Source organism: Mucilaginibacter sp. P4_D1, from assembly GCF_056401935.1.
The window spans coordinates 38,138-60,528 of the sequence record NZ_JBFUIJ010000040.1 but is presented as its reverse complement, the minus strand read 5'-3'; the positions used below and the strand labels follow the sequence as shown (position 1 = coordinate 60,528).

The following is a 22,391-nucleotide window of genomic DNA, read 5'->3' as shown; positions in this document are numbered from 1 at the left end:
CGGCGTACCCGATGAARCATATCCACCACGGCCATAACCGCCGCCGTATCCATAACCGCCGCCATAAAGGCCACCGTATCCATAACCGCCACCGAAACCGCCGTAACCATAACCGTAGGGGTAGCCATATCCTAAACCAAGGCCCCAGCTACTGCCATAGCCGTAACCATAGCCAACGCCCCATCCGCCGTAAGCATAAGGCGAGTAGCCATAACCATAAGGGCCATAATTAAAGCCTAAGCTAAAACCACCATTGTAATAGGGGTTGCTGTAGCCGTAATATAAATTATCATAATAACTAAACGGAGAGTAATAACTGAAACGGTTTATACGCGACGAATAATCATCATAGTAAAAATAATCGTCGTCATCTTCCTGCTGCACCTGTTGGTTATCAGCGTCAGTTTGGTTGTAAACAGGCTGCACGGCATAAATAGGCTCATCTCCTGCTTTCGCATTCGAAAAGTATACATCGTCGTTACTTACAGTGGTAGCGAGTTTTTGAGTGGAGCAGGAACTCAGTGCCAGGGCGCTGATCAGAAAAATTCCTATTGCAATATTCCGTTTCATATGCAGGTTTGTAAAAGTTCGGGTTCGAATAAGTTTTAAATTTATAAATTTGGGCGCAATATACAATAATTGCAAAGTCAAAAATTCTATTCCAATCAATATGAGCAAAGGTGTTATCAGTAAAGACGAAGATTATTCGCAATGGTTTAACGACTTAGTAATTAAATCTGACATGGCCGAATATTCGCCGGTTAGGGGCTGCATGATCATTAAACCGTACGGCTATTCTATATGGGAAAAAATACAGGCCGTGCTTGACGGCATGTTTAAAGATACCGGGCATAGCAATGCCTATTTTCCGCTGTTAATACCCAAATCCTTTTTCAGCAAAGAGGCCAGCCACGTTGATGGTTTTGCCAAGGAGTGCGCTGTTGTTACCCACTACCGCCTTAAAAACGATGGTAATGGCAATATTATAGTTGATGAGGATGCCAAACTGGAAGAAGAGCTGATCATTCGCCCAACATCAGAAACCATTATCTGGAATACGTATAAAGGCTGGATCCAGTCATACCGCGATTTGCCTATCCTGGTTAACCAATGGGCCAACGTAATGCGTTGGGAAATGCGTACCCGTTTGTTTTTGCGCACCAGCGAGTTTTTATGGCAGGAAGGCCACACCGCCCATGCTACAGCCGAGGAAGCGATAGCCGAAACCGAGCAAATGCTGAACGTATATGCCGATTTTGCCGAAAACTGGATGGCACTGCCGGTAGTAAAAGGCCGCAAAACAGCTAACGAGCGTTTTGCAGGGGCTTTAGATACTTATTGTATTGAGGCTTTAATGCAGGATGGTAAAGCCTTACAGGCAGGTACATCGCACTTTTTGGGGCAGAATTTTGCCAAAGCCTTTGATGTAAAGTTCACCAATAAAGAAAATAAGATAGAACATGTTTGGGCAACCTCATGGGGCGTATCAACGCGCTTGATAGGCGCTTTAATTATGGCCCACAGCGACGATGCCGGCCTGGTATTGCCGCCAAAACTGGCGCCTATACAAGTTGTGGTTGTGCCTATTTACAAGCACCAGGAAGAGCTGGACAATATATCGACTTATGTAGATTCTTTAAAGAAAGAACTAAAGGCCAAAGGTATTTCTGTGAAATTTGATAACCGCGATACCCATCGCCCGGGAGCAAAATTTGCCGAGTACGAGTTGAAGGGCGTACCATTGCGTGTAGCCATTGGAAGCCGCGATATGACAAACGGAACCGTTGAACTGGCCCGCCGCGATACCAAAACCAAGAATACCGTTAACCAGGAAGGTTTGGCCCAACATATTGAAGCTTTGTTAGAAGAAATTCAGAACAACATCTATAAAAAAGCTTTCGATTTCCGCGCCGAAAACATAACCGAGGTTGATACCTACGAGGAGTTTAAACGCATGCTTGATGAGCAACCAGGCTTTATAAGCGCCCACTGGGACGGAACCCCGGAGACCGAGCAAAAGATAAAAGAGGAAACTAAAGCGACAATCCGTTGCATACCTTTGGATAATAAGCAGGAAGAAGGTAAGTGCATTTTGACAGGTAAGCCCTCTACGCAGAGGGTTCTGTTTGCACGGGCTTATTAGGCTGGTGAGTGGTTGATTGGGTTGATTAAGTGAGTGGTTATATTTGGAGAGCAGTTGATTGGGTTGATTAAGTGAATGGTTATATTTGTATAAATTCATGCCAACTACTCACCCAATCAACCACTCACTAATCACTTGACAATGGCCTCGTTCACGGATCTTGAGACATGGAAACAAGCAAGAAAGATCAGAAATGTAATATCCAGACTTGTTAAAAACTTTCCTGCTGAAGAAAAGTATCGGTTAACAGATCAAATCATACGCTCTTCACGTTCTATAGGAAATAATTTAGCCGAAGGACACGGTCGGTTTCATTACCAGGATAATATTCGCTTTTGCATTATGGCGAGAGGTTCGTTAACTGAAACACTCGATCATTTGATGATAGCACTTGATGAAGATATTATAACAAACGATATATTACAATCATTTCAGGCAGAATACGATAGTTGCCTGAGATTAATAAATGGTTATATTCAATATTTAAAGAGCAAAAAAGGGGAGGGTTAGTGAATGGAGAATGGTTGATGGAGTGAGTAGTTGATTAAGCGATTGGTTAATAGGGATTTATGTAAAGATAACGACTCGCTTAATCAACCCAATCAACCATTCACCAAAAGACAACCACTCACCAAAACACAACCACTCACCTAATCAACCCAATCAACCACTCACCTAAAAATGAAATTCGCAACTAAAGCAATACACGCAGGGCAGGAGCCCGATCCAACTACCGGTGCTATCATGACGCCGATATACCAAACATCTACCTATTGGCAAAAATCGCCGGGAGATAATAAGGGATATGAATACTCGCGTGGTACAAACCCAACCCGTAAAGCGCTTGAGGGCTGTTTGGCTGCATTGGAAAATGCCGAGTTTGGTTTGGCTTTTTCAAGCGGAATGGGCGCGACTGACGCCGTGATGAAACTATTACAGCCCGGCGACGAGGTGATTACCGGAAATGACCTGTATGGTGGTTCGTACCGGATTTTTACCAAAATATATGCTCACTACGGCATTAAGTTTCATTTTTTGGATCTGTCTGATCCCGAAATTGTTGCCGAGTACACCAACTCATACACTAAACTGGTTTGGATAGAAACACCTACCAACCCAACCATGCAAATTGTAGATATTGAGGCCATAGGCAAAATTACCAAAGAGAAAAATTTGCTGTTTGTGGTAGATAATACTTTTGCATCGCCATACCTGCAAAACCCTATCGACCTTGGGGCCGACCTGGTAATGCACTCCGTAACCAAATACATTGGTGGCCATAGTGATGTTGTAATGGGCGCCCTGATGACGAACGACGAGGACCTGTACAAAAGACTTTGGTTTATTTACAACGCCTGTGGTGCCACACCGGGCCCAATGGACAGTTTCCTGGTGCTTAGGGGCATTAAAACCCTGCACCTGCGCATGAAGGCGCATTGCGAAAACGGTCGCTTAGTAGCCGAGTTCCTGAAAATACACCCCAAAGTAGAGAAAATTTACTGGCCGGGCTTTACCGATCATCCAAATCACGAAGTTGCCAAAAAGCAGATGCGCGATTTTGGCGGCATGATCTCTATCGTATTGAAAGATGCCGACCTGCAGGAGACCTTCCGCATCGCATCTTCATTTAAAGTATTTGCCCTTGCAGAGTCATTAGGCGGTGTGGAATCCCTGATTAACCACCCCGTAAGCATGACCCATGGATCTATCCCCAAAGCCGAACGCGAAAAAGCCGGCGTGGTAGATAACCTGCTGCGTTTAAGCGTAGGCGTAGAGGATATTGAAGATTTGCTGGAAGATTTGAAACAAGCGCTTTCTTAGTAGCAAGTAGTTAGTATCAAGTATCAAGATTTTTGGCTCCGGTCTAATATTTTGTACTTGATACTTGATACTCGCTACTTGATACTATTTATGGAAAATCTTCAATCCTTCCTCGACGCTAAAGTTGCCCAATACAACCGCCCGGAGTTTATTGAGAACGACCCTATAGTAATCCCGCACCTGTTCAGCAAAAAACAGGATATCGAGATCATGGGTTTTTGGGCAGCTACCCTGGCCTGGGGGCAGCGGGTTACCATCATTAAAAAGTGTAAAGAACTTATTACGTTGATGGATGGGGCACCCTATGATTTTATCATCAACCACGAAGAACCAGATCTTAAGAAGCTGCTGAGCTTTAAGCACCGCACTTTTAACGATATCGATACATTGTACTTCATCAGCTTTTTCAGGTATCATTATGAAAATTTTGATTCGCTTGAGGACGCATTTATGCCCCCTAACCCCCTAAAGGGGGAACAACGGGCGGCTAACAAAAAAACTCCCCCTTTAGGGGGTTGGGGGGCTGAAGATCATCTCAATCAATTCCGAAGTTATTTCTTTTCCCTGCCCGATTACCCTCATCGCACCAAAAAACACGTATCCTCTCCATCGCAGAAATCAACCTGTAAACGGTTGAATATGTTTTTACGCTGGATGGTTCGTAAAGACGATAACGGCGTTGATTTCGGAATCTGGAACCGGATCAAACCTGCCGACCTGATTTGCCCGCTCGATCTGCATGTAGACAGGGTTTCCCGCAAACTGTTACTCATCACCAGGAAACAAACCGACTGGCAAACTGCCCTTGAACTAACAGAACGCCTTAAACAATTTGATCCGCTCGATCCGGTGAAGTATGATTTTGCCCTGTTTGGTTTGGGCATTGAGGAACGGTGGGGCGTGCAGTTTTAGGCCCCCATTTTAATTCGCCGCCTTTTTGATGCCAAAATCTATTAAGGTTATCTCGTCGCTTCTTATCTTTCTGCCTTTCAATTCCTCATAAAAACCGATGATGTCGCTTTTTTTGATGCCTGATTTACTAAGCGCATATGCCCATTTTATAACTGCAATTTCCCGGTTGGTAGCATAAATGTTATCTTTTGTACTTGCGCCCGTTTGAATCCTTTGGCCATCATATTCATGCCCTTTTATAGGCGTCCAAAAATCAAACCTGCCACCATCTTTTGATTCGGCTAAAATTTTGCTTTTAACGTCTGCAGTAATAGTTGCAGAAGTATCTGTGTCATTTGTTTGGGCAAAAGCCGTTGTTATGGTTGTTAAAAGACCAATGGTAACGATTGTTTTCAGGAGGTGTTTAAATATCACCTTTTTATGGAGGTTACTCATGCTTTTTTATTTTAAAAATACAAAGTTAAATACAATATAACGGTTGAGGTAGTGCGATTTTATTGATTAACTGATTTTAATTTCTTGCTATCATTCTGATAAAACCTATCAAAATGATAGGTTTTTCGATTTTTATAAATTCATAAATTTACAGCCAATTATCTGTAATACAGATTTTTAGTTTTTCTAATCGCCCTGTAGGCATATGTTTTGAATACGAGGGTTCGTTATTAAAAACAGTTTATGGTGATAGTATTTCTTTGTTGCGGCGGTCAACATTCAATGTGGCTACAAAAAATATCCCTGGCAACAGTACTGTCACCTTTTCAATCCCCTAATTTTTTTATTTATTAAATGAACTCACACGTTAAGCACCTCACATTTGCGGGCATGATTGTTACGCTCGGTATCATTTTTGGCGATATCGGTACCTCCCCGCTATATGTATTTCAAACTCTGCTGGTCGAAGGCGGGAAAGTAAATCCGGCCCTGGTTTTAGGCTCCATCTCTTGTATTTTTTGGACGCTTACCCTGCAAACCACCTTTAAATACATTGTAATAACCCTGCAGGCCGATAATAAGGGCGAAGGTGGTATCTTCTCGTTGTATGCCCTGGTAAGGCGCTATGGCAAGTGGCTGGCTATCCCGGCTATTATAGGGGCAGGCACATTACTTGCCGATGGTATAATTACTCCGCCAATATCGGTAACTTCAGCTATTGAAGGATTGAATTTGGTACCTTATTTTTCGGATATTATTATTCCGGGTAATAACCTCATTTTGATCATTGTAATAGCAATAATTATACTGCTTTTCTTTTTTCAGCAATTTGGCACCAAGGTGGTTGGTTCGGCTTTTGGGCCTATTATGTTGATGTGGTTTTTGATGCTTGGCATTTTAGGCGGAATACAGGTAATCCATTCTCCCAGCATATTTAAAGCCCTAAACCCTTATTATGGGGCGCGCTTACTGATGGATCATCCAAAAGGTTTCTGGTTGCTGGGCGCGGTGTTTTTGTGTACAACAGGCGCCGAGGCCTTATACTCCGATTTGGGTCATTGCGGCCGCAAAAACATCCAGGTAAGCTGGATTTTTGTAAAAACCACACTGGTTATTAATTACCTTGGGCAGGGTGCATGGGTATTGGCGCAGTCGCCAACCAAGAATTTTACAGGTGTAAATCCATTCTTTGAGATAGTGCCTCACCAGTTCCTTATCCCGAGTATTGCACTGGCTACCATGGCTACTATTATTGCCAGCCAGGCGTTAATCAGCGGGTCGTTTACCCTGATCAGCGAGGCGGTGAGCATGAACTTCTGGCCGCGCATTACCATCAAATATCCATCTAACATTCGCGGGCAGATTTATATACCCAGCATCAACTGGATTTTGTGTGTGGGGTGTATCCTGGTATCGTTGTACTTTAAAACATCAAGCGCCATGACCGCGGCTTATGGCTTTAGTATCACTATTGCCATGCTTAGCACTACCATTTTAATGTACTACTTTATGCGTTATGTGAAGCATTGGCCTGTTTGGTTGGTAACCATTATACTGTGTTTGTTTTTAACTGTTGAGTTCTCGTTTTTTGTAGCCAACGCAGTTAAAATATTAAAAAGACTGTTCTTTGTAGGCTTTGAAGTAGGGTTGATATTTACCATGTACATCTGGTTTAGGGCAAGGAAGATTAACAACCGTTTCCTTCATTTTGTAGATATTAAAGAAAAATTACCCCTGTTAAATGCGCTTAGTGCCGATACTACCGTAAACAAATACGCTACGCATTTAATCTATCTGACCAAGGCCAATAACAGCAAACAGATAGAAGAAAAGATTATTTACTCTATCATGAGCCGCCGCCCTAAACGTGCCGATATCTATTGGTTTGTGCACATTGAGCGTACAGACGAGCCTTACACCATGGAGTACAGTGTTGACCATATTGAGCCGGGTAAGGTTATCCGGATCGAATACCGCTTAGGGTTCAGGATCCAACCGCGGGTTAATGTGCTATTCCGCAACGTGGTAGAAGATATGGTGAAACGTAAGGAAATTGATATTACCAGTAAATACGCGTCGCTTAAAGAATACAATATCCCTGCCGATTTCAGGTTTGTAATTATGGAAAAATTCCTGAGTTACAATAACCTGTTTAGTGTGAGCGAAGGATTTATATTGAACAGCTACTTCGCCATTAAAAAACTGGCCCAGTCAGAAGCCAAAGCTTTTGGGTTAGATACCAGCGAAACCCGGATTGAAAAAATACCCTTGGTAGTTAAGCCGGTGAGTAATTTGCATTTGAAAAGGGTGGAGCCGGTATAGGTTAGATGAGTGGTTGGTTAAGTTGATTAGGTGAGTGGTTGAATAAGTGAATGGTTGATTAAGTTGATTAGGTGAGTGGTTGATTAAGTTTAAAATGTTGATCACTTGTCAACCACTTAACCCAATCAACCACTCACATAATCAACTAACCCTACGCTTCTTCCTTAAAATAAACCTTATAAAAGTTCATAGCTTTATCGTCGTCAAAGCCTTTTTCGATGAGTTGTTTATCGCCATGGATATAAATGTGGAAATTTTTATCCAGCTTTAAAACACTTTTGTAGTCGCGGGCTTGTTTTTTTACAGCATTGCCCGATATTTCGAAGCTGTTGCCAATTGGGCTGTCAAATTCCTGTTCGTACTGGTTTTTGAAGGTTTTGAATGATTCAATGGCTTCCGGGTTGCCTATTACCTCGTTGCCAAATTCGTCCATATCAAAAGTTTCCTTTTCTTTAAAGTACTTCATCGACCGGTTAAGCAGGTCTATTTTGTCGGCCTTGCTCATTTCAAACTGATCGTCGAGTTTTTGGGTAACAAAGTTTTTGTAAATTCCCAAGGTATTGTTGGTTTGGTTAAAGCTATCGTTACGGATTTTGAGCTGTAAAAAATCGTCTTTCCAGTACACGGCTGCATCCTGGCCGCCGTTGGTTTTATCAACCACCACCACTTTATAACCGTTTTCTTTTTCGATATTGAAGATGAGCACGCCTTTATCCAACTTGTTAATGTTAATGGCATCCTGCTCATAATCAACCTGGAAGCCGCCTTTATCCGGGTAAACTTTCAGGTAGGTTTCTTTATTTTCCGATTTAAAAATGCCAATGGTATCCAGTGGGTTACCTTCAATTTGTACGCTGTTAAAGTAAACCACGTACAGCTCGCCGCCTTTAATATTGGGGTGGGTGGTAACCTTAAACAGGTGTTTGGCAATTTTTTCTGATGCTTCGTGAAATTTTTCCTGATCCTCAAACACCTGGGTGGCAAAGTTATGCAGCTCGTTAAGCGCAAGGTCGCCACTGCTATGTGTCAGGTGATAAACTTCGTTAACCTTTTCAAAAGGTTTTAAAAAATACTGCATCAGCAGGTTAGGAATAATCTCATCCTTCAATTCCAGCGGACTATCCGACAAGGCGTATAACTCGTCCTGCAAAGGATTACCAACATGATGTACCGAAATAGTATCGAGCGAAGCTTCAAAAAATGTTACCATAATTACGCGAAGTTAAGGTTTTTAGTCATTGGGTTATTTGCTGCGCGTCATTAAGTCATTGAAAAGTAGTTCATGGCCTTTGGTTCATAGTTCAAGGGATTTTGTTTTACTTTTGTGTCCGAACCGGAATTCATCGAATTTTTAGAATTGCGCAAATTTTAAAATTCTGTCAATTCCTTAATTCTACAAATTCCGGTTCAGATAAAACTATGGACACTCACAACTCACAACTCATAACTCACAACTCCGAAGATACCATCGTTGCCCTTGCCACCCCAAACGGGATTGGCGCTATCGCGGTTATCCGCCTTTCGGGGCTGAATGCCATAGCTATTGCCAACAGTGTGTGGAAGGGTAAAGATTTAACCAAACAGGCCTCACATACCATCCACTTCGGCCATATTGTTGACGGCGATTTGGTGCTAGATGAAGTTTTGGCTTCGCTATTTGTGGCCCCGCGATCATATACGCGTGAGAATGTTGTCGAGATCAGTTGCCATGCCTCGGGCTATATCATTGAATCCATCATAAAGCTATTCATTAAAAAAGGAGCACGGTCAGCCAAGCCAKGCGAGTTTACCCTCAGGGCTTTCCTGAACGGGCAGCTCGATTTATCGCAGGCCGAAGCCGTTGCCGATTTGATAGCCTCCAATTCCAAAGCATCACAACAGGTAGCTTTACAGCAATTGCGTGGTGGCTTTAGTACCCAGCTACAGGCCCTGCGCGAGCAACTGGTAAATTTTGCATCACTAATTGAACTGGAACTTGATTTTGCCGAAGAGGATGTAGAGTTTGCCAACCGCGACCAGCTGAAAAACCTCATCCATGAGATCACCAAAATAGTAGGCAGGTTAATCCAGTCGTTCGAACTGGGCAATGCCATCAAGAACGGCGTTAACACGGTTATAGCCGGACGGCCCAACGCGGGTAAGTCCACGCTATTGAATGCCCTCCTGAACGAGGAAAGGGCCATCGTGAGTCATATCCCGGGTACCACCCGCGATACTATTGAAGAGGTACTGAACATCCAGGGCATCAATTTCCGGCTGATAGATACCGCAGGCATCCGCGAGGCAACTGATGCTATTGAGCAGATAGGGGTGCAGCGCACGATGGAGAAAATAAGCCAGTCGGCCCTGTTGGTTTATGTGTTTGATGCTGCCGAAATTACTACCGAAGAATTGAACAGCGACATTGGAAGCCTGCAAAAGCCAGGAATTTCCATGCTGCTGGTAGCCAATAAAGCCGATTTGCTTACCGAAGCCCTGATAGCGGCTTTGCCACATGCCGATAAACTGACCATCATATCTGCTAAAGAGAAACAACATATTGACGAACTGAAACAACGCATCTATTCTTCATCAATTAAAGACCAGCTGAGTGGCGACGAAACCATGGTAACCAACATCCGCCATCTGGAAGCGCTTCAAAAAACTGAGGAGGCCCTTGTGCGCGTACTTGGCGGGATCGATGGCAGCATCACCTCCGATTTTTTGTCGATGGATATTAAACAGGCATTACATTATTTAGGCGAGATTACCGGTGTGGTCACTACGGATGATTTGCTGGAGAATATATTTAGTAAGTTTTGTATCGGCAAGTAGTCGGCATAACTAATTGATTGTCAATCAGTTATGAAATAAAAACAGAAAGTAAAATTCTTCATTTTAATTTCTTAAATACCATGTTATCAGGCGTTTATAAATAAAACCTATCGGTATATTTATGCTTTTTGTTACTATTTGAAAGTAATTTTGTTGCTTTTTTGGTTCCCAAATTATCTTTTGTTCCTCATTTTTAGGCTACTTAAAATCGTTGTAACTATCGGTAACTAAATAGCACTAAACGATACTAAATGCCACAAAACACTACAATTTAGGGAGAAGTAACAACCGATATCGTTGCGTTGATTTTCTTGGAGCGAGTGTTAATGTGGATAATTAGATTGTGGAAATTTAAAATACATGAGTTCAAATTTCACGATCCAAAGAAAATGTGTGCATTGTAAACAAACATTCAATGCCATAAAGCATTCATTGATGCCTCGGCACAGTATTTCCGGCATAACCTCGGCGTTCTAATGATGGCATTATCAGGGAAAGACTTTTCTGATAAGAAAAAGCAAGTTTTATTACCGGACATGTGGGCCTCTTTGTTTCTGGTTATCCCATGTATTTCTACAACATTTGCATCAGTTGGCAGGATGATGAAAGAACTGCCTCCAGAATCTTTAGGCTATCTTTTGGTGGATGAAGCCGGGCAAGCTTTGCCACAAGCGGCCATTGGCGCCCTGATGCGTACTAACCGAGCGATCATTGTAGGCGATCCGGTTCAGATTGAGCCTGTTGTGAGTTTACCAGATAGTCTAACACGAAGCATTTGCGGTGAATTTTTGGTAGAAGCAGATCGTTATAACGCGCCGGAGGGTTCAGTACAGACATTAGGAGATCAAACGTCTGCTTTTGTCGCTGATTTCGTAGCTCCTGGAGCCGTCCGCACGGTCGGAGTGCCTTTATTAGTACATCGGCGTTGTGCCGATCCGATGTTTTCGATTTCAAACAAGATCGGTTATGGTGGGCAGATGGTTCAGGCAAAGCGCCCTTTATCTTCATCAATACGAGATTTGTTCGGCCCTTCCCGTTGGTTTGATATTGCAGGTCAAGCACAAGACAAATGGTGTGCTCAGGAAGGCGATTGGGTGATAGGGATGCTGCAACAATTGAAAAGCTCGGGTATAAAGCCCGATCTCTATATTGTAAGTCCTTTTGTAATAGTCGCGGATAATTTACGTATGCTGCTTCGTCGTACCGGTATCCTGCATAACTGGGTCGATAACCCGGAAAGTTGGCCATCGGAGCGCGTAGGCACTGTACACACAGTACAGGGCAGAGAAGCGGAAGCGGTGATATTTGTTCTGGGAGCACCACTTCCTGCACAAAGTGGCGCTCGGAATTGGGCTGGCAAAAAGCCTAATTTATTGAATGTCGCAGTAACGCGATCAAAAGAGGTGCTATATGTAGTTGGAAACAGGAGTGCATGGAAATCTGCTCACCTTTTTCAAGAATTACACGGGAGCCTTTCGGATATACTGTAGTTAAAATTAATTACTTAGTAAAAGGAGCAAAATAATCATAGATCTGACAACAAAAGCTTCATTAATTGGAAGACATATTGGATGAAAAACTCTGTTGATACTGTCATTCAAGATTTGTAAATAAAAATTGTGAGTTATTAACATTTTTTACTATATTATGTATCTGTTACTCATTTGTTACTCAAACTCTGTAACTTTATGATAATCAACTGATTGGTAATTCCTGTATCGGGAAATAGGCCTGTCAAACGCCCTTAAATTCCATAAACCTACAAAGATAAACTGCTCATTATTAATAAGTTATGTTGATTCTTCTTGTCCCAGTCCTTAGATAATTGCCCTTGTTTTTCCGACTTTTGTTACTCAGATGTTACCCAAAATTTTATTTTTTGATTTCATCGGAAGTGTGGATGAAATTAAGTCGCTTCGGGTACTTAATTACTCTTAGATAACCTTAACCACCTTTAATGAAGGCCTGACCGGTTACTTCATTACCACTACCTTATTGGGCAGTTCCCCCGGCTAACTGATCCGCATTGTTAGCTTGCAATACACGCATGAGCCGTAAGAACAATGTAGAGCAACCCTATCCAATCTGGCTTATTGGTTGGCTTTGGCAGYCCTGCCAGTTTTTCGGCCGCCTTCTCTCGCCATTTTGGTTTTACGCCAGGTAACACTGTGGTGGTCTGATCTGTAAAAGTTATCTATAGATGTTTAATAAATTTCTTATTGGGTAAATAGGGAACAAATTCGAAAGAATTTGCAATGAATTCGAAAGTTTTTTTTGTGTTTCTTCTTTTTATTTGCCTTAAAAGAAATTAGTTATTCACAAAACATTTTACCAATGGAATTAAACTCAAATGCTGCTTTAAGCCGCGAAAACAAATTAGAAACTACAAGGACCGCTAAAGTTTATACGCTAAGTGGCCCGTCTACAGAACTATTATTACCCGGTAGCGGGGTAGTAATTGTAGCCAATGGCGATTCAGCTTTTTATGACCAGTTAGAACAAGCCGTTGCTTCAACAGATACTGAAAAGATAAACGATTTGGCTTATGAAAACAAATTGGAAGTTAATAAGCTAACTAAGCTGTCTGATGATCAAGCATTAGCTGCTTTACAAACTGCTCCTTTTATTGTCGACCTGAACTACGGAACCAAAACAATTGCGATAAATTTATTTACTGTTAAAGGTGTAGCGTTTACCAAGGTGCTTTTTGCTTTTTCAGGGGGGCAATTTGACGCGGATAATTTTAAGTACACTGTTTACTCAAATGATGAGTTAAAAGTTGAACCAAAAGTTATGGTTGTTCTCCATCAGCCACAATTATCTGAATTAGAAAAGCAGGCTGTTGACATCCCAATGGATAGGTCGTCCATGAAGTTTGGAAAAGTAGGCGGTGATGATATTGTATTCGCGACTCCTGCAATAGTAACTGTTGGCATAACACCTGGTATCTTGGTTGCCGGTGTTGCTACTATTATAGGACGTCGCTGTCTTAAATGGTATCAGGAACAAACAACAACCGAGATACCGGCTGCTACATTTAAAAGCGCAAATCCAACCGTTAAAGAACTTGTTGCTGCTCGTCAGGAAATTATATCACGTACAGCAAAAAGTTAATCCTTTGTGATGAATGAAATTCCGGGTATTTTATTAGGGTTTGTTTTAGCCTTGTATTTTATTATATCTATAATGAAATATTTACCTTTTGCCCAAAAATGGATAGATAGGACAGACAAGCTTACACTCGTTCCAACATGGACGTTTTTTGCCCCCGAACCTAATGGCACAGATTTTTACCTTTTTTTCAGGGTGTTTTCAGACGACTTTCAATCTCCCTGGCGATTAGCTGAATTTGGCAAAAAAAGAGCCTGGTACAGTTTTATATGGAACCCGAACAGGCGGCACAGAAAAGCTTTTTTTGATCTTTGCCAGTTGATCTTGACACAACCTGGCGAATCTGGGGAAGAAATGTTGTTCGGAGTGCCTTATTTACTGATATTAAACCATGTAAATAATTTGTGCGGGAGAGAGTTGGGGGAACTTGTTCAATTTACCATTGCCAGGAAGGTACCATCGCAATCGGACAAGCTTTCCCATGTTTTCATTTCAAACACACATCAGTTATCGTAATGTTTATAGGCTTTGATAAACTTATTGGTATTACTGAAGGCGGCGCAGTTATGTTGACCACAATCTGCGTCGCCTTTACCATAGTATTCATGAGTGTAGAATATTTGTATCTGATTTACAAACGGCGGTTTAGTAGAGATACGTTTTTTTCGTGGGAAATTTCTGGCGCAGGCGAAGGATGGTTATACTCGGGATGGCGCGCCAGGATTTTAAATTACATTTTCGACGGCAACAAATTTACATCGATAATTATTTTACGGTTGTTACTTGCAGTATTGGTTATGATTATTAGCGAAAACCGTTTATTAATAAGCGGCTGCCTTTTTATGCTTTTTTTTATATCATGTTTACTCAACTTAAGACACACACATGGGCGGGATGGGGCGGATGAGGTTATATTGATAGCATTGTTAGGCTTGGCATCGTACTATGTTATTGACAAAACATCAATTTTACGATGGGTTGGGCCGGGTTTTATTGTAGCGCAACTTACGCTATCTTATTTCATATCGGGTATATATAAACTAAAATCAGGTACCTGGAGGAATGGCAGCGCGGTTAACAAAGTAATAGCGACGGTTATATATGGCAAACCCGAAATGCAGTTTGTTTTAAAATATAAACCGACCGCATTATTTTTATGCTGGCTGATCATAATTTGGGAGTGCACTTTCCCAATGTTATTTTTGTTCCCACAGCCCGTATGTTTTATATGGTTGGGCTTAGGAGTTCTGTTTCACTTATCTATGGCAGTCATTATGGGATTAAATACCTTCATGTTTGCATTTTTATCAGCATACCCTTTATTTTTTCTTCTACTTTCAAAAATTCGTTTTCCAATATAGTTGGTTTCATCGCTTAAGATGCCAGTCTGTATCAATTACCGAATAGTGTAGAATTAATTTTTACGCAAAAATCTGTATTGCTATAACGTTATATAAGTATAATAGCAAATGGAAGTAGCTTTTACTAAGTATAACCAACTTATAAATAGGGTATTGTAGGGCTTATGCTTATTGTTTTAAAACAAAACGCTAAATGGTTTTGCAATATTGTCCTGTGAATTAATCAACCTGCAACAAATCGTATCAACATTTCGTCAAATCGTATCAATTTGAACTGTAGCGAAAAGTTACTTCATTTTTTTCCTATTTTTATTTCACAATTATAATAATACAATACCGGCTTAAAGTAATTAAAAATTAACGGCCTGTATTTAACTAACATTTACCAAATTATGAATACAAAACAAAATGCTATTATGGCCATGGTGGCTATGGTCAATTATTGCTGCCGGCTACCGGCGATCAGTCCCAAAACAATTTGTAGTAATCTAAAATGTTAGGAGTTAGTCCTGGATATTTATTCCTGCCTGCCTGCAATTAACTCAGTAAATACTTAAACTAAAATCTATGCTCACAAACCTTACTCAACATCACTCTTCCTGGCAAATGCCTCAGATGCTTAAGCAGCATACTGTCTTCGTGAAGGTGTAATCCTTTACAAAATCAATTTTTATATCCATTAATCAAATTATCCATTAATTATGCGATACTTATGGCTGTGCTTTGTAGTTTTTTCAGCAATTACTACAAATGCACTTACTTGCTTAGCTAAAGATAATAGGGGAGAGAGAAGCAAAATCAACTATATTGTGTTTAACAATGACACCACAGTTCGTCGCGATACAACTGTAAAGGACTCGTTGTTAAAGGATAGTACCAACTTTATAAAAAAGCGTACTATTTATAACGTTTTTGCCGATAGCGTTACTAAAAAACCTTTTGAATTATCCTTATTTCCGGCAGTTTCATTACAACAACTTTTAAAAGGGAAATTCGCCGGGCTATATGTTCAGGAGCCTTCGGGCGAGCCCGGTTCTGTACAAAACATGTTTATCAGGGGCGCGCCAATGCCCTTGTTGTCGCAAAGGGAAGTTTATCAATCACAGCCGCTTGTGGTACTTGATGGTATTCCGATAATAACCGAACACCCGTTTGCATTTGATATTCAGCAATATGAGTTTAACAGGCCCGGCCCTGCTACTAACATATTTGCCGGTATTGATATGAACAATATTGCGTCGATAGAAGTACTGAAGGATTTGGCGGCTACTGCGGTTTATGGCCCAAGGGCTGTAAACGGAGTAATTGTTTTATCTTCAAAAACGCCTGGCGCCTCAAGAAGCATCACTTTCGATTCGTATATCGGATTGGCGCAACGGCCGCAGGTAACAACCATAAACGGTAAGTACGAAAACGCTTTCAGACAAAGGTTTTACGACCAGTATACTACCAACGGCCGATATTCTGATGATGAAAATTACCCTATTTATTTAAGCGATTCGCTTAACAATGTATATAGCGGAAAAGCCGACTGGAGCGATCTTTACTACCGCAACGCTTTAGTTTATGGTATCAACTTCGGCATTTCGGGAGGTACAAACCGGGCGAATTTTCGCTTTTCTTTAGGCGATATGAAAAATGAAGGGGTTGCTGACGGAACAGCGCTAAATCGGTATAGCGCCATGTTTAACATCAATATGAAACCCGTAAAGTGGCTGTTGTTTTCAACCATGGTAAATGCTAACAGGTTGGACCGTACCCGTAATAAAAATTTACGCGACAGGTTTGCGCAGATCAATTACTTCCCGGACCTGAGCGCGCCCTTACCTCCCAATAAAGATTATTATGCCAACTATCTTAAAGAGTACCAAAAAGGCTTTGACAATAACAAAACCAATATTATTGACGGGTACGCAAGGATTGGCGTTGAATTTGGAAAATTCAATTTCAGTACCACTTTTGGTGTAGATTATAATGAAGGTTATCGTGATGTGTTTTATGCCCGTACACTTTTACAGGGTAATAGCTATGCATCAAACTACTTTGGCTTTAACCAAAGATTAATGTTGGATAATAAAGCAACATATTCTTTTAACCTAAACAAAGTAAATGATTTTCAACTGGAGGTAGGGCAATCAACCCAATGGAACATTTATAAATACAGCAATGCATATGCATATAAAGGTGTAAACGATTTTATCAAAATAAACCTGTTAAACTCCGATCCCAACGATCCTAATTATTTAACTCCCGTTGCTTTTCCACGTGAATTAACCTACCGCTTTTTGGATAAAACCAGGGACAACCTGGTATCGTTTTATGGCAAAGTAGATTACACACTAAAAGAAAAGTACCTGTTATCAGTTACGTTACGCGCTGATGGTTCTTCAAATGCTCAGCCAACAAGCCGTTGGTTTTATTCGCCTGTAGTTTCTGCCGCATGGAATATTAAAAAAGAAATGCTGAAGGATAACAGCGCTGTCAATGACCTTTTATTGCGTGTTAGCGCAGGTCGGTTAGGGCGATTGAATGCATATGATAATTATGCACAGGGCCCGCAGTATACGGCATCGGTAGGCTATACCGGCAACTTAACTGTACCTGGTTACAATGCATTTGGTGTATTAACCAGGCCATACTCAACCGGGTGGATTGGCTACGGCATCCCATGGTCGTATTCAGATCAGCTTAATCTTGGCGTAGATGCCGGTTTACTTAACAACCGTTTACACTTATCTGTTGATTGGTACAATAAAGAAGAAAAGAATCAGCTTATTGGTATACCTGCCTTTGCCGAATACGGTTATAAGCAATCTATAGAAAGTGGGATGGCTGTAAATAACAGCGGTATAGATGTTTCGATAGCAGCCAATATAATCAATCATAAAAACTTTGGCTGGTCATCATCTTTAAACCTTAACCACAATACCAATAAATTAAAAGCGCTTCCAAGGGGCTTAAATGAAATTATAATTGGTGACAAGCTTTTAAAGGTGGGCCAGCCGGTTGATCAATACTGGCTTTTAGTGAACGATGGTATTTATACGTCAAATGACCAGGTACCGGTGGTTAACGGACAACCCACTAAGTATAACGGCATCCCATTGCAGGCCGGCGATCCTAAATGGCGCGATTTGAATGGCGATAATGCTATTGATAACAACGACAAAATATTAACAGGCCATTCGTTGCCCAAAATATCGGGTGGTTTTGATAATAATTTCAGATACGGTAACTGGAGCTTAAACCTCAATTTTTATTTCAACCTGGGCAGAAACCTGATTAACCAGGAAATGGCCAACCGGTTTGATTTTATTAACAGGGAAGGCAATAGCGATGTTAACTCTGTTAAAGAGATTACTTATTGGGAAAAACGCGGAGATTACAGCAAGTACCCTTTGTATAATCCATGGAGCACGGTAATTCCGTACCGTGTTGATCAGAATTTATTTCTTGAAAATGCTTCATTCCTGAAATTGAGGACGGTGTTAGTTGGGTACGACCTTACCAAAACACTGCGCAGAAAAAGCATAAACGTAACCCGGTTTTATGTGTATGCATCAGTAAATAATGTATTTACAATCACTCCTTACACCGGCCAGGACCCCGAGCTGGTAAACTATAACGGGTATGATACAGGCTACGGACTGCCAATACCAAGAACGTACACATTAGGAGTGAAAATGGAATTATAACATGGAAAAACGAATTACAAAAATGAAAAAGATATTATATATCACGCTTCTGTTTTTTGTGGCCTTAACCGGTTGTAATAAAACATTGGATATAAATTCTGTAAGGGTGGTTGCCGAAGTGAATATGTGGAATAAGTTGGAAGATACCCGTGCCGGCTTGCTTGGAGTTTACGCGCTTACCCGTGCCGCATTATCTGATAACGACAGTCATTGGTTGTATGGAGATGTTCGGACAGGCGAGTTTATCAGCCCAAACAGGCCCGATCTTAAGGCCATTGCCGGCAATAAACTAAATGCATCCTACCCAACCGTAGACGCTTTATCCGACTGGACCAGGTTTTATGCCATCGTGAATGCAGCCAATATTTTCCTGGAACGCGTTGGCGATGTAAAAGCGGCAGATAAGCGCTATACAGAAAACAATATGATTGTTGATGTTGCCCAGGCCCGCTTCCTCAGGGCCTTCGCTTACTTCTACATGGTTAGGATATGGGGCGATGTACCGTTTATTATCACATCGCACGATGGCAAGTTTGAAAACAAAGCCCGTGAAAACCAAGGTAAGATATTGGTTTGGGCTCAGCAGGAAATGCTAACAGCCGCAGCCGATTTACCATTTATTTATAGTGGCGGCGATGTTCAGCAACCCGGTAACTATTACAATGAGGATGGAACCAGGTGGGGTGGTGCTTTAGCAACAAAAAATACGGCTTATGCTGTTTTGGCTCATTTGGCGGCCTGGCAAGGCAATTATACCGATGTTGCCACCTATACCAAATTTGTTGAAGATAACTATGGCAAAAGTGGCATAGGCTTCCAGAATACCGAAGACCTGACCAAATCAAACGGATTCTTTTTTAATAAAAACACCAGTCAGATGTTTGGTTTCAACTCCGATTGGGGGCATATTGATGGATCTGGAACTGGCCATATAGAGGAGTTGACCCTGGCGGAACCTGTTTTAAATAAAAAGGTTCCTGATATCTATATGCCTAAGGACACCATTTTAAAAATATTTAATCAGCCAAATGACGAGCGATTTAGCGTTGATACACTTGGGCTGCCACGGTCCGAAAGATATTTTACCAATATAAATGGTAAGTACCCCATTTTCAGTAAGATAAAAGTTATACAGGGAGGTACCACCGACCCTACTTTCAGGTATTTCACCAGTGCGTTGATTTTTACCAGGCTTGAAGATATTGTTTTGTTACGTGCCGAAGCATTAGCTGTTTTAGGTGATCAAAACGGTGCCATAGGCGAGTTGATAAACGTAATGACAAGGCGTGGGATAACCACTATAACCATCAATAGCGGCGAGTTGGTTGACTTGATATTTGAAGAGCGGCATCGCGAATTACTGGGCGAGGGGCAACGATGGTACGATTTGGTAAGGTATAATAAAATCAAGCAAAATAATCCCGCTTTTTTAAACCTTATAAACTCCCAGGGAATTTATTGGCCGATATCCCGTAAGCTTATTTCACAAAACAACTTATTAACTCAAAATCCATTTTGGAAATAATCAGACCATATATGAAAAACTCTAAAAAATATATGAGTGCCTTAAAGCTATCAGTAGTTATGGCACTGTTGCTGTCTGCCTGTAAAAAAGATGGGGGATACCATAGCACCGCAACCAACAGCCCCGTGTTTGCCGGTAATACTTATGAATATTTAAAAAGCAAACCGGGTGTTTACGATTCGCTGATAGCAGTGATTGACAGAATGGGCTTAAAGCAAACCTTAACCGATAGTAATATAACCCTGTTTGCTGTTACAAATCCCAGCTTTCAACTGGCAATCAATAACCTGAATACCTTAAGAAGACAAGGGGATAAAGACCCGCTTTTTCTTTCGAACATTGATGGTGTACAGCTGGATACCATGGCATCGTACTATATTATGAGGGGAAGGCGCACTACCGATTCATTAACCTTACAGGATGGGCTTGATTTGTCAAGCGTGCGGTTTGGTTATCCAATGCATGGTAAAGTTACACGGGCATCGTCATCAGGTTTGGTAGATGGTGGCCCGCAGGTAATTGAATTCAGCAATACCAAAAAGAGCAAATTTATCCGCTTTTGGTCAACAACCACAACAGGATCTAATAACATCATTACCAAAAATGGGGTAGTACATGTGGTAAGTGCCGACCATATTTTCGGGTTTGATGAGTTTGTTCCCCGGCTCACATTTATCCCGCCGCCACCAAACCTAATATCATTAATTGGAGGTAAGCTATCTGTATTAAGAGATAATGATGGTGGACCTGATAATGGCGAAGGATCGAAAAAAGTTATTGACGGAGATGACCATACCAAATTCCTGGCAGAGCTACAAGGCAGGTTATGGATCAAATTTGAGCTGAATACACCGGCAGTATCGGGCGTATACACGCTTACTTCGGCAAACGATGCGCCCGAAAGAGACCCGAGGGCATGGACTTATGAGGGGTCAAATGACGGACAAACCTGGGTTGAACTGGACAGGCGCAGCAATTTCTTTTTTGAAGAACGGTACCAGACAAAAGTTTTCAGCTGCCCCAATACAGTAGCTTATAAATTTTACCGCATTGACATTACCGAACTCAGGGACGGCGGCCTTTTCCAGTTAGCTGAATGGTCAATTAATAAGGCTAAATAAGTGATGAAAATTCAAGGAATTAATACAATTAACCATAAACAGATGCGAACATATTTTAAAAAAGAGTTCATTTTCTTCTTGTTTGCTATTGCTGTATTAAGCAGTTGTAAAAAGATATTTAATCTGCCAAATGATAAGGACTATTTGAGCTCAAATGTAAATTACAGCAATAAGATATTTGAACCAATTATAGGGCGCACTACGGTGATAGGTGGCTTTAACGGCGATAATTCAACACAGCCCATAAAGTTTGAAATTGTTAACCCCCGCTTTGGCGATGGCCGGCCGGTAACAGATCTTTTTCAGAAAAAATCAACTTACGTTTGGACAGCCCCTTATAACGGCCTGGAAAAAAGTTTGGCCGAAATTGAAGCCAAAAGAAAATTGCAGGAACATCCATTATTTGAAGTACTCCCATCCGGCGAGTTTATTTTATGGGCATCGTCAACCAATGAACTTATTGCTCCGAGGCCGGCAGATAGTACAAATTTTCCGCAGGATACCCGTTTTTTTGATCTGAAGATCACCAACACGGGCGGCCATACCATTATCCGCGATTTCCAGATAAGGCCTTTCCGGGAGCGCCCTTATGAACCATCTGACGATTTTAATATTTACTCAGGCGGCCCGGCCCCGCACCCAAAAACACCTTATAACCCGTTAAGCCGGAATTATATAAGGCCGTTTTTAAATAATGTTATTGGGGCTACTACCGATATACCACTTGAAAGTAACGACGATAAAAAAGACGTGGTGGTCTATATCCGCCCATTTACAGGTGGTACGGGGAATTCGCTCAGGTTTAAATTTTTAAATAAAGACTCGGTAGAGATGAACCCTGCTTTGTTTAATGAAACAGTATGGGATAAGATAGTGCACGGGTTTAACTTTCAAAAAACACTTACATACGCGCAGTATGATGTGGCTTACCCAATTCCTTTAGTTGAAATACCTACTATATATGCTCCCGGGGGTACCCGTGATCATGCCGAATTCAGGTATTCAAGAATTGGTTTTGGTGGTGTTAGGGTAGTGGCAAGTTTCGGGATCGATTTTGCCATATACAGAAAAGGAGACTGGGAAATAGTTTTCCATTTCCGAAAGGATAATCCAAAGTTCGAAAACGAATAA

General features: G+C 41.4%; 15 protein-coding genes and 1 pseudogene. 13 read left to right on the top strand and 3 right to left on the bottom strand.

Annotated features, from left to right (window positions below; all coding sequences use genetic code 11):
* On the bottom strand, positions 1-570 hold a 570-nt coding region (locus tag AC1DV1_RS24845; RefSeq protein ID WP_477365133.1), incomplete at its 3' end, for a hypothetical protein.
* Positions 571-670: 100 nt separating this feature from the next.
* Between AC1DV1_RS24845 and proS the strand changes: the two genes are divergently transcribed.
* From proS to AC1DV1_RS24825, 4 genes and pseudogenes are all read left to right on the top strand, one after another.
* Positions 671-2,143 (top strand): proline--tRNA ligase, encoded by a 1,473-nt coding sequence (gene proS, locus AC1DV1_RS24840; RefSeq protein ID WP_477365130.1) that lies wholly within the window; start codon positions 671-673, stop codon positions 2,141-2,143.
* Between the two features lie 141 nt (positions 2,144-2,284).
* Positions 2,285-2,653: a four helix bundle protein gene (locus tag AC1DV1_RS24835; RefSeq protein ID WP_477365127.1), complete on the top strand. Its 369-nt coding sequence runs from the start codon at positions 2,285-2,287 to the stop codon at positions 2,651-2,653.
* Positions 2,654-2,818: 165 nt separating this feature from the next.
* Positions 2,819-3,964, top strand: a pseudogene (locus AC1DV1_RS24830) (cystathionine gamma-synthase); the annotation flags it as partial.
* 90 nt (positions 3,965-4,054) lie between these two features.
* The gene (locus tag AC1DV1_RS24825; RefSeq protein ID WP_477365124.1) at positions 4,055-4,876 is read left to right on the top strand and encodes a TIGR02757 family protein; all 822 of its coding nucleotides are present in this window, start codon (positions 4,055-4,057) and stop codon (positions 4,874-4,876) included.
* A gap of 9 nt (positions 4,877-4,885) precedes the next feature.
* On the opposite strand, the gene AC1DV1_RS24820 is transcribed toward AC1DV1_RS24825, so the two are convergent.
* The gene (locus AC1DV1_RS24820; RefSeq protein ID WP_477365121.1) at positions 4,886-5,311 is read right to left on the bottom strand and encodes a hypothetical protein; all 426 of its coding nucleotides are present in this window, start codon (positions 5,309-5,311) and stop codon (positions 4,886-4,888) included.
* Positions 5,312-5,665: 354 nt separating this feature from the next.
* On the opposite strand from AC1DV1_RS24820, the gene AC1DV1_RS24815 reads away from it, so the two are divergent.
* Positions 5,666-7,633: a KUP/HAK/KT family potassium transporter gene (locus AC1DV1_RS24815; protein ID WP_477365118.1), complete on the top strand. Its 1,968-nt coding sequence runs from the start codon at positions 5,666-5,668 to the stop codon at positions 7,631-7,633.
* A gap of 151 nt (positions 7,634-7,784) precedes the next feature.
* On the opposite strand, the gene AC1DV1_RS24810 is transcribed toward AC1DV1_RS24815, so the two are convergent.
* Positions 7,785-8,843: a nucleoid-associated protein gene (locus AC1DV1_RS24810; protein WP_477365115.1), complete on the bottom strand. Its 1,059-nt coding sequence runs from the start codon at positions 8,841-8,843 to the stop codon at positions 7,785-7,787.
* Between the two features lie 209 nt (positions 8,844-9,052).
* On the opposite strand from AC1DV1_RS24810, the gene mnmE reads away from it, so the two are divergent.
* The 8 genes from mnmE (at position 9,053) to AC1DV1_RS24770 (ending at position 22,391) form a co-directional block, all read left to right on the top strand.
* A complete protein-coding gene (gene mnmE / locus AC1DV1_RS24805) occupies positions 9,053-10,447 on the top strand; it encodes a tRNA uridine-5-carboxymethylaminomethyl(34) synthesis GTPase MnmE (protein ID WP_477365112.1) in 1,395 nt (464 codons plus the stop codon).
* A gap of 476 nt (positions 10,448-10,923) precedes the next feature.
* Positions 10,924-11,937, top strand: coding sequence for a DEAD/DEAH box helicase (locus AC1DV1_RS24800; protein WP_477365109.1), 1,014 nt, complete (start codon positions 10,924-10,926; stop codon positions 11,935-11,937).
* 844 nt (positions 11,938-12,781) lie between these two features.
* The gene (locus AC1DV1_RS24795; protein WP_477365106.1) at positions 12,782-13,561 is read left to right on the top strand and encodes a hypothetical protein; all 780 of its coding nucleotides are present in this window, start codon (positions 12,782-12,784) and stop codon (positions 13,559-13,561) included.
* A gap of 72 nt (positions 13,562-13,633) precedes the next feature.
* Positions 13,634-14,074, top strand: a complete 441-nt coding sequence (locus AC1DV1_RS24790; protein ID WP_477365103.1) for a hypothetical protein — start codon at positions 13,634-13,636, stop codon at positions 14,072-14,074.
* Between the two features lie 1,654 nt (positions 14,075-15,728).
* Positions 15,729-18,614 carry a SusC/RagA family TonB-linked outer membrane protein gene (locus tag AC1DV1_RS24785; protein ID WP_477365099.1) on the top strand — a complete coding sequence of 962 codons (2,886 nt, stop codon included), beginning with the start codon at positions 15,729-15,731 and terminating at the stop codon, positions 18,612-18,614.
* Between the two features lie 22 nt (positions 18,615-18,636).
* Positions 18,637-20,139 (top strand): RagB/SusD family nutrient uptake outer membrane protein, encoded by a 1,503-nt coding sequence (locus tag AC1DV1_RS24780; RefSeq protein ID WP_477365095.1) that lies wholly within the window; start codon positions 18,637-18,639, stop codon positions 20,137-20,139.
* A gap of 11 nt (positions 20,140-20,150) precedes the next feature.
* On the top strand, positions 20,151-21,260 hold the full coding sequence (locus tag AC1DV1_RS24775) for an ATP/GTP-binding protein (protein WP_477365092.1): 1,110 nt from the start codon (positions 20,151-20,153) through the stop codon (positions 21,258-21,260).
* A gap of 42 nt (positions 21,261-21,302) precedes the next feature.
* Entirely contained in the window at positions 21,303-22,391 is a 1,089-nt protein-coding gene (locus AC1DV1_RS24770) for a DUF5007 domain-containing protein (protein WP_477365089.1), read from the top strand.